Below are 13,900 nucleotides of genomic sequence, written 5' to 3' on the forward strand. Positions count from 1 at the left end.
GCGGCAGATCGGTTGAAGCGCAGTGAACTTCGTGGGGAACACAAATGGTCGTGCATGACATCTCAAAAATCGTGATGGATGAGAATTTCGAGGCCAAGCGTTCGGCCGGCCAGGAGAGCATATCCTTCCGCGATGTTTCCGACTTCCTGCGGCGTCACCTCGTTCGTATCGGGATTTGTGGCCTGATCGGCCTTGCGCTCGGCGCGTTCTACATCCTCAACACGGCACCGACCTTTACTGCGACCGTCCGTCTGGTGATTGACCCGGAACAGGGGCGCATCGCATCGCAGGATGCCTCGACCGGAACGATCATCATCGAAGCGGCCGAGATCGCCAGCGAAGTCGAAATCGTCAAATCCGAAGCGATTGCCCGCGCCGTCATCGAACAGCTCGACCTGACCAACGACCCGGAGATCGTCGGCGGCGGCGTCTCGATCCGGGGCATGATCGGCTCGCTGTTCTCCGCAAGCACCAAGAACGCCGACAATGATGCGGCCGACGACGAGTATCTGATGCGGCGCACGATGGCTGCGTTTCTTTCGCGTGTTACCGTGCGGCGCGTTGGCCAATCCTACGTGCTCGAGATCGGCTATTCGTCCACGGATCCACAGAAGGCGGCGAAAACGGCCAACGCCATCGCCGGCGCCTACATCCGCACGGGCATGAACGAGAGATCCGACGCCGCACGAAGTGGCGCCAAGTGGCTCGAAAGTCGCCTGATCGAAGTCGGCGCGCAGGCACGCGCGGCCGCCATGACTGTGGAAGAGTTTCGCGCCAAGAACGACATCACGACGGTTGGCACCGCGTCGACGCTCGACCAGCAGCAGCTTTCCGAACTCAGCAGCCAGATGCTCGCAGCGCGCGCTGCGACGGCGGCGGATACGGCCAAGCTGATGACGCTGCAGCAGCTCATGTCGCAAGACACGATGATCGGCAGCGTCAACGACAGCCTCGACAATCCGCAAATCCAGAAGCTCAACGAAGAAATGCGCCTGGCGAAAGCCAAGCTCGACAATCTCAAGACGCGATACGACAGCGGAAACCCCGCAATTACCGCCGCCGAGGCAGACATTGCGCGGCTCGATGCCTCTCTTCGCAACGAATTCCTGCGCATCGAACAGTTCTACAAGTCGAATGTCGAGATCGCCAAGACCCGCGAAAAGCTGCTCGAAAGCGAGCTTGCCAATCTGACCGCGACGGGTGCCGGCAAGAACGTTGCACGCGTCGAACTGTCCGAGATGGAAAGTCGCGCGACGACCTATCGCAACATGTACGAGGGTATTCTTCAGCAGCTCATCGGCGCGCTGCAAAAGCAGTCCTTTCCTCTCGGCAAGGCACGTATCGTGACGGCGGCAACCGCGCCCTTGGGAAAGACCTGGCCGAAGCCCTCGACGATCATGCCGTTCTCCCTGATGTTCGGATTGGCGACCGGCCTCATGTTGTCGGTGCTGCGTGACGGCCTCGACCGCCGCGTCAGCTCCAGCGAACGCCTGCGCGCCGAACTCGGCATTACCTCGCTCGGCCACGTGCCGATGTTCAGAAGCAGCCCCCGCCCGCATCAGCCTCCAATCGCCTCCACGATGCTGCCGCTCAGATCGGTGCTGGACATGCCCTATTCGCGGTTCTCCGAGGCCTTGCGCGGCGTGAAGAATTCCGTCGATTCGGCTTTCCCCGCCAATGCATCGGCAGTCATCGGGGTGACCTCGGTCGGCCCCGGCGAAGGCAAGACCACGATCGCTGCCAACCTCGCCCAACTCTACATGAACGAAGGCACATCGGTCCTGCTGGTCGACGCGGATTTCATCGGCTCGCGCCTCAGCCGCGTCGCCACCGAGGACGGCGCGGGCTTCGGCATGGAGAGCCTACGGATCCTCGGCATTCCCGGCCAATATTCCAGGCGCAGGTCGAGTGAGGGACAACAGCACGTCGAGGAATTCGACGGCAAGGCGGTGCGCTGCGTTCCGGTTCTGACCGTCGAACAGACGCGCAAGGCCGCGGTCGGACATCAACGCTACGGCCACCTGCCGGCGCTGAAATCGGAACTCGAACTGCTGAGACAACGCTACAAGGTGATCATCGTCGACATGTCCGGCTTCGAAGATTCAGCCGACACGCGCGTGATCTGCACCTATCTCGACGGCATCGTCGTGGTTCTCGGACAATCCGACAAGATGACTGTCGAACGGCTCGGCGAGGCCCTGTCGACATTCGGCAAATCGCGTGTCGCGTTGCTCGGTGTGATCTCCAACAGAAGCGACGGCCCTCGCCGGACCAACATTCGCTGGGACCGAAAACAATGGCGCAAGTTCAAGAAATGATGCCGGCAACGGGTAACCATCCCGCCGCTCGCCCGCTAACGGTCGCCATCGGCATACCGAGCTGCGGCCGCAGCGACATTCTCTCCGCTGTCCTGCCGCTCATCGCCCGGCAGTCCCGGCAACCGGACGCGATCTATGTCTGCCTGTCGTCGCCGGAGGATATGGACCCTCGCTGTGTCGAGGGGCTCGCCTGCCCTGTCACCGTGGTCCTGTCCGAACGTGGCCTCTGCCGCCAACGCAACCGGATACTGGCGGAAGTAAGCGCCGATATCATTCTGTTCCTTGACGACGATTTCCTGATGGCTCCGTCCTATGTCAGCGAACTCGTGGCGCTGTTTGCCAGCCAGCCCGATGTCGCCATGTGCACCGGCACTGTCATCGCCGATGGCATCATCGGCCCCGGCATCGCAGTCGATGATGGCCTTGAGATGATCGAGGCCGGATTGTCTCGGCCGGATCTGCCGGTGACCTTCGCGCCGATCTACAGCGCCTACGGCTGCAACATGGCTGTAAGGACTGCCGCGATCCGGCGCTCGGGGCTGCGCTTCGACGAAAATCTGCCACTCTACGGCTGGCTCGAAGATGTCGATTTCAGCCGCCTGGTTGCCCAGCATGGGCGTGTCGTTCGGTCGAGCCGACTGCTGGGTGTCCACCTTGGAACGAAGAAAGCCCGCACCCCTGGCATCAAGTTCGGCTACTCGCAGATCGCCAACCCCATCTACCTGATGCGCAAGCACACGATGAGCATCCGTCACGCCACCGTCCAGATGGGGCGAAACCTGATCGCGAACATCGTCAAGGTCTGGAACCCGGAGCCTTGGGTCGATCGAAAAGGACGTCTGCGCGGCAATGCTCGCGCGGTCGTGGATCTGCTGACCGGTCGGCTCGCCCCGCAGAACGTCGAAAGGCTCGAGTAACATCATGGCTTCTCTGCCGCCAGACCGCGTCGTCGTCATCAACGATCGCTCCACCAGGGTCGGTGGCGCCACGAACCTCGCCATCCTGTCGGCTGAACTGCTTCAGCAGCGCGGTATACCGGTGACATTCTTTGCCGGCGACGGCGCGCCAGCCAACAAGCCGGCGGCCGATACGATCAATCTCGACGCCGTTCCCCTGATGGAGCGGCGGCGAAGCCACGCACTGCGTCTCGGCCTTTACGACCCGCCCGTCTATGAGAGACTGAGCGGGCTAATCTCCAGCCGCGACACGCCGTCGACGATCTACCATCTCCATGGCTGGTCGAAGATCCTGTCGCCGGCGATCTTTCGGGCACTCGCGCCCGTGCGGGATCGCGTCGTTCTCCACGCTCACGATTACTTCCTGGCCTGCCCCAACGGCGGCTTCGTCAATTTCCAGACCCATCGTGTCTGCGAGTTGAAGCCGATGTCGGGTCGTTGCCTGACGACTCAATGCGACAAACGCGGTCTGCACGAGAAGGCCTGGCGCACCGCGCGGCACATGCTGCGGGAGCAGTTCTTTCCAACCAAGCGAATGCCCGCAAACATCATCGTCGTGCACGAGAGGATGCGCGCTTATTTCGAGCGTGCCGGCATGGATGGCACCCGGATCGAAACGATCCGCAATCCAGTCCTTCCCTTTGTCGATACCGGGCTCCAGCCCTGGACCAACCGCAACTTCGTGTTCGTCGGCCGGTTGGAACCCGAAAAGGGCTTCGAGGATGCGGCCAAGGCGGCGACGCTTGCCGGGTTGCCGCTTCACTTCATCGGTGACGGTGCCGGGCGCGCGCTCATCGAAGCACGGTTTCCCGATGCAACGGTTCACGGCTGGAAAACCAAGGACGAGATGCTGGATATTATTCGCAGCGCACGCGCCGTGGTGGTTTCCTCGCGTGTGCCGGAACCGTTCGGGCTTGCGGCGCTCGAAGCCGTTTCTTGCGGCATACCGGTCATCCTGCCGGACGCGGCATTGCTCGCCGACGAGATCGTCGCGCTGGGGTGTGGGCTCAAATTCCGGATTGCCGATGTCGAACATCTTGCAGCCGCGATGCAGTCTATCGCCACCGACGACGCATTGGTGCATCGGATGAGCGACAACTGCTTGAGAGAGGCAGCCAGGCTCGCGCATTCACCGGCAACCTGGGCGGACGAATTGATTGCTCTCTATGCGAGCGTGCTGCAACGCGCCAACGGGAGCCCGAGCGATGTCATGCGACGGCGCCTGGCAACAGTTGGGACCGCGCATGATCTGCATGACGGAGGTGTTCGATGAAACGGCATCGTTCGTCGCTGCAAACCATCGATCGGCAAGGGACACGTTCATCTGGCGAAACCGGCGGGCATACGGCCCTTTCGCGATTAGCAGGTTTACCCGGCTGCGCATTAATGCTGCCCGGCGCGTACCTCCATTGGACTAGGCCTTGCCCATCAGGATCGATTGTAAATCCGGGCGCCCACTGGCAGCCTGTTAAAGGCGAACGGTGTTGGGAGGGGTGAGAGATATGCTGTCTGTTTCTGATGGCGCTGCACGTCAAGGACACACCGCGCGCGGAACCATCGCAGCACGACGCGGCAGCAGGTCCAAGCGATTGATCGACGTGACCGTATCGGTCCTGGCGCTCGTCTTCCTTGCGCCGGCACTCGCGTTGATAGCGATAGCCCTCGTCATCGTCGATGGCCGACCGATCATTTTCCGACAAGCCCGCGTCGGTGCGCAGGGCAAAATGTTCGAGTGCCTCAAGTTCAGAACCATGCGCCGTGATGCGGCGGAAAGGCTTGCCGAACTTCTGGCCAACGACCCCGAACGAAACCGGGAGTGGACTGAAAAACGCAAACTCGTCGGCGACCCGCGCGTCCATTGGCTCGGCAAGATCCTCAGGATGACCTGTCTCGATGAGTTGCCGCAGTTCTACAACGTGCTGCGCGGCGACATGAGCCTTGTCGGACCTCGCCCGATCTCGCTGGAAGAAACGGAAAAATACGGCCCGAACCTGCACTATTACACAAGCCTGAAGCCCGGCATCACCGGCATGTGGCAGGTCCGAAGACGGCCGGAGACCACCTATGACGAGCGGGTTCAGTTCGACATCGACTACTATCAGTCCCGGTCGATCTATCTCGACATCGTGATCATCGTAAAAACGGTGGGCGTCGTCCTCTTTGCAACAAACGAGATCTGACGGGGGCGTTTACCAGATGAAAAAGATCACGGCCGCCCAGAAGACAAGGCACAGCACGACCACGAACCAGCGAATGGCCAGCTTCGTGTTCCATGAAGACCGATTGGTCATGGCGCCCTCTTTGTCCAACGAGATCCGTCTCAACATCGACTGCGAGCTCCCCTCTCCCGCGCGTACCCCCGACTTCTCCGTGTCTGCAACACGCCGTCGAATTCAGGCGAACGGCGGGCGCCAAAGTCCGTGCCATAACACACCCTACCGTACAAACGGGGCAAGACCCGAATCACGGTTTCAACGCATACCATACCGTACGAGTTTCGAATTTTCAGGCAACCGGGGTTTTTTCCCGAAAGTCGGTGGGCAAACGTTCGCTCGCCCGATCGGGCCGCCCACGCCCCCGCCACCTCATCAATGCCGCTTACCGCCAGTCGTGGTGCAATGATGCCCCGCTGGTTCGAGACCGCAACTCTCCCGTTGCGACGGGTGTCATCCGTCTTCCCCAGGTCATTGCGCTTACCGCATCTGATCGGCGACGGCTTTGCCGCGCTGTGCGCCAAAGTCATCTCACAGGCCGCACAACTGTCGATCTTCATCGTTGCGGCGCATGTGCTAGCGGCCGCCGAATTCGGCTTCTTTGCCTTCGCATCCTCCTTCGCCATTTTCGTTCTTGTGGTCGCCGAGGGTGGATGGGGCGAATTCATCATGAAAGGCGGCGTCGACAAGACGGACATCGATCAGCTTGCGACCCTGTCGATGCTATCCGGGCTTGTTGCGACGATCCTTGGCCTTTCTGCCGCTGCAACCATGTACACGCTGGGCCACGGCTGGGACGCGCTGCTGATCGCCCTCTTCAGTTCCTGGTACCTACCAGCGTCGCTGTCGACGGTTTACGATGGCATTCTCATTTCACAAGGGCGCCTGAAGAGCCAATCCATCATCCGCATTGCGGCCGAGATCATCGGGCTGTTCGTCGCGATCGGCGGGCTTTCGCTGGGGTGGAACATCGTGGCGCTCATCTGCGGGCGATTGGCGCAACAACTGACGATCCTTGCCGCCTCGATGATCATGCTAAGGTGGCTGCCACGTCTGCGCCTGCACCGTGCATACGCCGCCCAAGTGCTGGAGTTCTCGCGCCATATCGTCGCCAACCGGCTTGTGGTGTTCTTCCGTTCCTACGCCGGCACGCTGGTGGTCGGAAGCTTCCTCGGCCTGGCCGAGGCGGGCTACTATCGCGCCGCCGAACGGATCGTTGCCGCCTTCTCCGAACTGATGGGCGAACCGGCCCGGATGCTGGCCTGGATCCTCTTCGGCCGCGCCGCCGGCAAAGACAGGGGCGACGTCGACCGGGCGGCGATCGGGACGACAGCCACGACCTTCATGACGGTGCTGATGGCGATCTCGACGCCGATCTATCTCGGTCTCGCGCTGATTTCGGCAGAACTCATCGACGTCGTCCTGGGCGACAAATGGGCGCCTGCAGCGATCCTCGTCGCAATTCTCGCCGCAAAACAGACCCTTCTGATCCCGGGCTATGTGACCGAGCCGTTGTTGTCGCTGAGCGGCAACATTCACAGGATGCCGAAAGCCGTCATGTTGAACGGCGCGATCTCCGTCGGGCTGATTGTTCTGCTGACCCCGTTCGGCGCGGTTGCGACAGCGTTGGGGCAATGCGTCGCCGCAGTGTTCTCGTTCAACATTTCGATGCGCCTGCAGTCCCGCGAGGGTGAACTTGCCTGGAACCGCGTCCTTCGCGACTGCGGCCTGGTGGCAATCGCCGTCTGCGCCATGGCGGCCGCCGTCTTTCTGTTCGGCCGGATAGCCGAAGCGTCGTCGCTCAGGCAGATGTCGACAATCGCCCTGCAGGTGGTCGCCGGCGCGGCGATCTATGTGGCGGCACTGGCCATCCTGCAGCGATGGAGCGATGCCTTGCGGCCCATCTTCGCGTTCGGCCGTCACGGATGAGGGACAAACCAGACAAAACAAGCGCGACAATCAGGGGAGATGCATCGTGCTGACCAGCGACATCAAGAACACCGCTTATCCGCTTTTGCGCAGCGCCGTGCGCAGCCTCAACCGCTCCCTGACGCCGTTGAAGGCAGCGAGCGGCCGGCTGCGCTATCTCTCGCCTTTCCCTCAGCGTTTTACCGGCGCCTATGGTTCTTTCGAAGACGCCATCGCGGCGGCCCGCTCCAACGGACTTGCCGGCTATGATCACGAAGAGATCGCCGAGGTCGCCTTCGAAAAGATGTGCCAGGTCGCCCCCTGGGACTACCCGGTGCTTTTCTGGATGCGGCAGGTGATGGGTGAGGTTAATGGGCTTGTCGATGCCGGCGGACATATGGGCACGAAATACCGGGCATTCCGCGACCTTCTCTCCCTCGACGGGTCTTTCCGCTGGGTGGTCTACGATCTGCCGGCCATCGTGCAAGCGGGCCGGCGCAGGGCCGAGCAGGACAAGCTCGACAATCTGCATTTCGTTGAGCGCATCGCCGATGCCGGCCCAGTACCGTTGTTTCTGGGCTCCGGACTGCTGCAATATCTCGATATCCAGCTGTCCGACCTCCTGGCGCGGATGCCGTCCCTGCCCCGCCACCTCCTGCTCAACAAGGTGGCGCTGAGAAAGGGGAGCCCCGTCGTGACGCTGGAGCGCATCGGCAAGGCAATCGTGCCCTACCAGATGCGCAACGAAGACGTCTTTTGCTGTGACGTCGAAAGGCTCGGCTATCGCCTTGTCGACCGCTGGTCGATCCCGTCACTCGCACATGTGATCGAGACACATCCCGAGTTGGGGCCGAGCGAAAGCGCCGGCTTCTATTTCCGGCTGCAATGACGAACGAGCAGCGGTGCTGCCGAAGTCCTCATACTGGATTCGATCCAACGAATTATACTGCAACTTCATAGTGTTACGGCACCGTGCATCATATTTTCCGATCGGCACTGTCGCCGAAAGGGTCTGGCGTCACGCTCCGGAGGCGACGGCTGCTTCCTCGGCAACCGCACGCGGTGTCACGACAGGAACCGAACGCCTTTCCAATCGCATCTTCAGATGATCGGCAAGACGCATCGCCAGGCCAAGTATCATCAAGGTCGGGTTGGCGTGACCTGGCGTGGAAAAGACAGAGCTTCCGGCAACAAAGAGCCCATCGACACCATGCACCATCGCGTCGGGATCGACGACGCTTGTGGCCGGATCGCTGCCCATGCGTGTGGTGCAGGACGGGTGCGCCATGTCTGTGAACGCAGCTCTGTCGTCTTCGTCCCAGGCAATCCAGTCGACCAGGTGCGGCTGGGGAAGCGCATTGCGCCCGAATTCGCAGACCAATGCTCGCGCCAGCCGCTTGACGCTCTGCACCTCCGTGGAGCCAATTTTCCAGGCGACGCGCGGCATCGGCACGCCGTATCGGTCAAGCTGGTCAGACAGGGTCACGCGGCTCTCCGCATCGAGCTTCTGCTCGACCATGACATCGAACCGCAGTTCGTCGGATCTGTGCATCATCCCTCGTTTTTGTACCATCCGCCGGAAAGCGCCCTTTGCCAGAAAGCCGGGAGACCGCGCGACGACGGTCAGGTCGCGCGCCATCCGCGTACGATCGCCCCGCATCAACCGTTTCAGTGCGGCCCAGGGGTCGCCGGGTGAATGGATCTGTACGGGATAGGCCGCACAATTGACGAGCTCCTCCTGTCTTTGCACGGTCGGACTGAGGCGCAGGCCGTGAAGATAGAACTGGGTCCTGCCGTGATCCACGAGACCGTAGAAATTGAAGTGCCTGGCCACGGCATCGATATCCGGCCGGTCGAAGCGCAGAAGTGTCGAGCGCGGGTGATCGGAAAGGTAGCGTCCTACGACATCCCTGGCGTTGCCGACGCCGCCAGCTGCCAGCGATCTGGAGGCCAGCAGCAGACGGGCGTTTTCGATGCCCCCGGCGCAGAGGACGACCGTCTCGGGCCATACCGTTGCACAACCACCGTCAACACTGCGCAGATCAAGCGACGCGACGCGCCTGCCGCTCGTATCGAGCTGGATCTGCGTGACCGTGGCATGCGTCAGGATATCGATGTTCGGGGCGACCAACTCGGCTGCCACATGGGCAAAGCGCATGGGTTCGCCGTGCTGATCACGTTCATGGCTGAACTGCCAGAAGAATGGGCGAAGCAGATCACGGTCGAAGCCGAGTTCGTCCGGAGGCGAATGCAACCGGCCAAAGAGCCTCTCGTCGTAGAGATTGGGCCCGAGATTGAGCAGTTGTGCCGCGCGATCGAGCGCCGGCGCCAGGCTTTCGCGGGTCATCGGCCAACCGGACACCGGCAGCCAGGACCGGCGCTCAAAGTCGATTTCGTCGAAACTTGCGCATTTACCGATCCAGGTATGTGTGCTGCCGCCGAGCCCTCGATTGCGCAACTCGAAGGGCGCTATGTCATTCAGCCACGCGAGGCTGCCGTTGTATCCCCTGCCCGGGCCTTCGACGCCCTCTCGGGCAATCGGCTCGCCGACATTCTCGACGGCATTCAAGGTCTGCTGCGCTGCCTCGAAGTCGGCACTGCCGCTTTCGATGACGAGCACCCGGCAGCGGCTGTTCGCGAGCTCACGCGCGATCGTCAGACCGACGGGACCGCCGCCGACGATGGCCACATCAGGACGAAACTCAGTGCCTGTGGGGGCTGATCGGAGATCACGGATCGGCATGAAAAGAACTCCCGCGTGCTACATACCGGTCGTAGCACCAGCGCTTTCGCACCGAAATCTCCCAATATGCATAGGGGAGTAGGGCAACTACTGATTTCGGCTAGTTGCAGCCTGCACACTTTGTTCAGCAGCTGGCCGGATGTCCATTTTGAAACGGTGCCGCGAGGCGACTAGGCTTGATCATTGGGGCCGGTACCCAGCAGGCGATTTGTCCTTATCCCTGGACGCCGATGGTCGGCGAGCGCGGAGAGCCGGCAAAGATCGGAGACTGAGGCATGGCGCGTGTAGGTATGAGAGAATGGCTGGCACTTGCTCCTGTGTTTGCGTCGGGCAAGCTGGCCCGCTTCAGCAGCGACGGCAACGGGCCACTCACGCGTTTCGAAGCGGATTTTTCCGCCAAGTTCGGCGTCGAGCATGTCCTGACGGTCAGCAGTGGCACCGGCGCGCTCATAGCAGCACTTGCGGCAGCCGGCGTCGGACCGGGCGATGAAGTGCTGGTGCCTGCCTACACCTGGATTGCGACGGCGGGCGCGGCACTTGCCGTCGGTGCCGTCCCCATCATCGTCGAGATCGACGAGACCCTGACGATGGATCCGGCAGATATCCTGCGAAAGATCACCCCCTATACGCGCGCCATCATTCCCGTGCACATGGCCAACATGGTGTGCGACATGGAGCGCATCATGCAAATCGCCCGCGACCACGGGCTCATCGTCGTCGAGGATGCCTGCCAGGCGGTCGGCTTACCTTACAAGGGGGTGCGCGTCGGCACGATCGGCGACGCCGGCGCCTTCAGCTTCAACCAGTTCAAGAACATCAATATCGGCGAAGGCGGCGCAGTCGTGACCAACGATCCCAGGCTCTTTGCCAGGGCGCGCATGTACCATGATATCGGCGCGCTGTTTCGCGGCCATCTCGACAATGCCAACGAGCCGCCCATGCTCGGCATCAATCTCAAGGCCAGCCAGATCCAGGGCGCCATGCTCAACGTGCAGCTGAAGAAGCTGGATCCGATGATCCGCCGCATGCGTCGTCACTACGATGCAATTGCCGAGATCCTGTCGTCCAGCAACGCGATGCGCATCGGTCCGCACAACGATCAGGACAATGCCGCCGGCCTGCATGTCATCTTCGACACGGCCGAGGAGGCGCAGGCCTTTGCTGCCGAAAACAAGCGCGGCGTCTACCGCCTCTACGATTCCAGCCGCCACGTCTACAGCAACTGGCTGCCGGTGCTCGAACAACGCACGGCAAATCCCAAGATGAACCCCTATGCCTGGACCTCCCGCAAGATTGAATACGCCCCGGATATGTGCCCGCGGTCGCTCGATATTCTCAAGAGGACATGCCGCATCGGGCTCGGCGAGAACTATCCCTTGCCGCTCATGACCTATTTCGCCCGACGCATGGTGCGCCAGCGGCCCGCCGCCAAGGGGAGCCTCGTCTATGCGACCTAGTCTGGACCGGATCGGTCCCAACTTCATCGATATCTGGCGCTGGAACCTCGACCAGACCGAGCGGGAAATCGATCGCCTGTTCCCGATATTGAGCGGCGAGGAAAGGGCGCGAGCCTCGCGTTTCGTCTATCCGGAACATCGACAACGTTTCATTGCCGGCCGTGCCGGCCTGCGCCTGGTGCTCGGTCACTACCTCCACCTTCCGCCGCACCGCATCGGTCTTTCCTGCAACGTCTTCGGCAAACCGCGCATCGCCGGCGCATCGGAGTTGCTGCAGTTCAATCTCAGCCACAGCGCGGACGTGGCGATGCTGGCGATTTCCGACCATTACCCTGTCGGCATCGACGTCGAGGCGATCAAGCCTCTGAAGGAGGATATTGCCGGGCATTTCTTCTCGAAGCGCGAGTGCGAGGCTCTGGCCGCATTCCGCGGCGACGATTATCTGCACGCGTTTTATCGCTGCTGGACGCGCAAGGAAGCCTTCGTGAAGGCCCATGGCGCCGGGCTGTCGCTACCGCTTGACTCCTTCGACGTGACCGTCGACGCGACCTCCCGTCCAAAGCTCGAATCGCTGGATGGTGATCAGGACGCGCCGCTGAACTGGAGTCTGTTCGACCTCGCGACGCCGACGGGTTTCGCCGGCACCTTGGCGGCGCTCACCCTCGGCAACGCCGTGCATCTTCGTTACTGGAATGACGATGTGCTGACGCTCAAAGCGTCAGTCGCGCATCCAGCACATAACGATCCCCGGCCGCGTCAAAGTGGTGGCAACCGAGCAAGCCCGGCTTGAAATCGGGCTTGATCGTCCTGATGCATCGTTCGCGGTAGTTCTCCAGGTCCAGTTGCTCGATCTCCATGATGTTCAGCCCATAGCCGTAGATCCCGTGCGCATTGTGCTGCGACGGGCGGAACACACGTCCTTCGCGCGCGAAAATACGGCCGGCATTGCGCGCGACCGTGCTGCCGAGCACCACCGGATTGCGCTTGTGCGGCGTGATGCGTGCGAGCCCCGGGCCATCGACTTCAAAGACGTGAAGTTCGCTGCAATGGTCCTCGTAGGCGTGAAACTCCGACAGGTTCGTAAACAGCCACCACCGCCCCTCGTGACGTGTCAGTATGCTGTCTGCGGCGGACAAACCGTTGAGTGCCGTTGCGTGCAACTCCCACTTCAGTGGAAATTCGACGCAGCGCCAGATCTCGATGCGCTTGGATTGATGTGTCTCGGGCATCATGAAGATGTCGTCGCCGTCGCGAAAGACGAAAGGGTAGGACAGATGGTAGTCGCAATTCAGCGCTACGCCCACCGGCTCGAGCCGGTCGCCGTCAAAACGACCGACCGCGATATGCGCCTTGCGGTCGCCATCGGCATAGGCTTCGTAGAACAGGTAGCATTCGTCCTCATGCTGAAGCAGAAACGGATCCGCCTTGATGTCCGTCGCCGTCGGTGGGATCTCGACGGATCCGCCCGGTTCGAAATCGTCGATCCGGCCGCTGCCGGTAAAGAGCGTCCAGACGGCAGCCCCTGTCCCGGCCTTGTGCTGCACGGCCTTCTTTACCCGTCCGACAAGATGACCGCTCAGGATGCCGAGATATCGCGCCAATTCGTCGATCGACGGCGGCGAGGCTTGGCGGCGCGCCGGCAGTGGCGTGGTGATCAGTTCCCCTGTATCGGCCAACCGCGAGAGTTCGCGCACTAAAAGGGTGGCCGCACGCTCCTTGATGAAGTTGATGTTCCTGACCGCGCTGAACTTGATGTTGAAGGACGACGACGCAATTGCAACGGACGAGGCAGACGCCCCGAGCCGAACGTAGAGCGCCAGGTCCACGGACGGCGCGCCGGTTGCAACCTCAAGATAGCTGAACCACTCACCCGCTCCCGATTTCTGATCGGAGAAGGACAGCGCCCATTCGCCATAGGGCAACTCGCGCACGGCGTCGTCAGGAAGACCATTCGGCGTCATGCGGATCACCAGGTCGAGGCCAAGCTCCGCCACTTGCGCCTGCGCAGCGCCTGGCTCCGCTGATGCCAATGGCACGATGCGTTGCTTGTGCGCATCGAAGTTGCACGGATTGTAAGCCGCCTGACGGCCGAACGCCGTCTGCTCCAGCCGATGGGCAAGCTTGAAGAACACGGACCTCCGACCGGCCCCATAGGGCGCGGGGTGAACGAGCAAGGCAGTCAGGGCATATCTCGGATCCGCAACGATCCGGTCAAAGACCATCAGTTGCCAATTCTCGAAGCCCTCGTTCTGCTCGACCAGGATGCCGATGCGCAAGGGGAGGCTTGTGACACGCATGGATGTTG

At 61.7% G+C, this 13,900-nt stretch carries 10 protein-coding genes; 8 read left to right on the forward strand and 2 right to left on the reverse strand.

Features of this window, described 5'->3' with window-relative positions; all coding sequences use genetic code 11:
• The first annotated feature begins 44 nt into the window (after positions 1-44).
• The 6 genes from LPJGGPFB_RS28430 to LPJGGPFB_RS28455 all read left to right on the forward strand — a co-directional run bounded on the left by LPJGGPFB_RS28430 (position 45) and on the right by LPJGGPFB_RS28455 (position 8,284).
• Positions 45-2,318, forward strand: a complete 2,274-nt coding sequence (locus tag LPJGGPFB_RS28430; protein WP_173423278.1) for a GumC family protein — start codon at positions 45-47, stop codon at positions 2,316-2,318.
• Positions 2,297-3,235 carry a glycosyltransferase family 2 protein gene (locus LPJGGPFB_RS28435; RefSeq protein WP_234903109.1) on the forward strand — a complete coding sequence of 313 codons (939 nt, stop codon included), beginning with the start codon at positions 2,297-2,299 and terminating at the stop codon, positions 3,233-3,235. The genes LPJGGPFB_RS28430 and LPJGGPFB_RS28435 overlap by 22 nt, the downstream gene beginning before the upstream one ends.
• 4 nt (positions 3,236-3,239) lie before the next feature.
• Entirely contained in the window at positions 3,240-4,547 is a 1,308-nt protein-coding gene (locus tag LPJGGPFB_RS28440) for a glycosyltransferase family 4 protein (protein WP_173423279.1), read from the forward strand.
• Between the two features lie 229 nt (positions 4,548-4,776).
• The gene (locus LPJGGPFB_RS28445; protein ID WP_173423280.1) at positions 4,777-5,454 is read left to right on the forward strand and encodes a sugar transferase; all 678 of its coding nucleotides are present in this window, start codon (positions 4,777-4,779) and stop codon (positions 5,452-5,454) included.
• A 441-nt stretch (positions 5,455-5,895) separates the two neighbouring features.
• A complete protein-coding gene (locus LPJGGPFB_RS28450) occupies positions 5,896-7,416 on the forward strand; it encodes an oligosaccharide flippase family protein (RefSeq protein WP_173423281.1) in 1,521 nt (506 codons plus the stop codon).
• A 46-nt stretch (positions 7,417-7,462) separates the two neighbouring features.
• Positions 7,463-8,284, forward strand: coding sequence for a methyltransferase, TIGR04325 family (locus LPJGGPFB_RS28455; protein ID WP_345791090.1), 822 nt, complete (start codon positions 7,463-7,465; stop codon positions 8,282-8,284).
• A gap of 129 nt (positions 8,285-8,413) precedes the next feature.
• Here LPJGGPFB_RS28455 and LPJGGPFB_RS28460 read toward each other — a convergent pair whose 3' ends face one another.
• Positions 8,414-10,138: an FAD-dependent oxidoreductase gene (locus LPJGGPFB_RS28460; RefSeq protein ID WP_173423283.1), complete on the reverse strand. Its 1,725-nt coding sequence runs from the start codon at positions 10,136-10,138 to the stop codon at positions 8,414-8,416.
• A 275-nt stretch (positions 10,139-10,413) separates the two neighbouring features.
• Here LPJGGPFB_RS28460 and LPJGGPFB_RS28465 point away from each other — a divergent pair, with 275 nt between their 5' ends.
• Both LPJGGPFB_RS28465 and LPJGGPFB_RS28470 read left to right on the forward strand, forming a co-directional pair.
• Positions 10,414-11,595 (forward strand): DegT/DnrJ/EryC1/StrS family aminotransferase, encoded by a 1,182-nt coding sequence (locus tag LPJGGPFB_RS28465; RefSeq protein WP_173423284.1) that lies wholly within the window; start codon positions 10,414-10,416, stop codon positions 11,593-11,595.
• Positions 11,585-12,385: a 4'-phosphopantetheinyl transferase family protein gene (locus tag LPJGGPFB_RS28470; RefSeq protein WP_234903110.1), complete on the forward strand. Its 801-nt coding sequence runs from the start codon at positions 11,585-11,587 to the stop codon at positions 12,383-12,385. Before LPJGGPFB_RS28465 ends, LPJGGPFB_RS28470 begins: the two co-directional genes overlap by 11 nt.
• On the opposite strand, the gene LPJGGPFB_RS28475 is transcribed toward LPJGGPFB_RS28470, so the two are convergent.
• Positions 12,306-13,892, reverse strand: coding sequence for a glucosamine inositolphosphorylceramide transferase family protein (locus LPJGGPFB_RS28475; protein ID WP_173423285.1), 1,587 nt, complete (start codon positions 13,890-13,892; stop codon positions 12,306-12,308). The genes LPJGGPFB_RS28470 and LPJGGPFB_RS28475 overlap by 80 nt on opposite strands.
• Positions 13,893-13,900 lie beyond the last annotated feature (8 nt).

Origin of the sequence: Ensifer adhaerens (assembly GCF_013283195.1) — a bacterium.
Taxonomy (GTDB): Bacteria; Pseudomonadota; Alphaproteobacteria; order Rhizobiales; family Rhizobiaceae; genus Ensifer; species Ensifer adhaerens_G.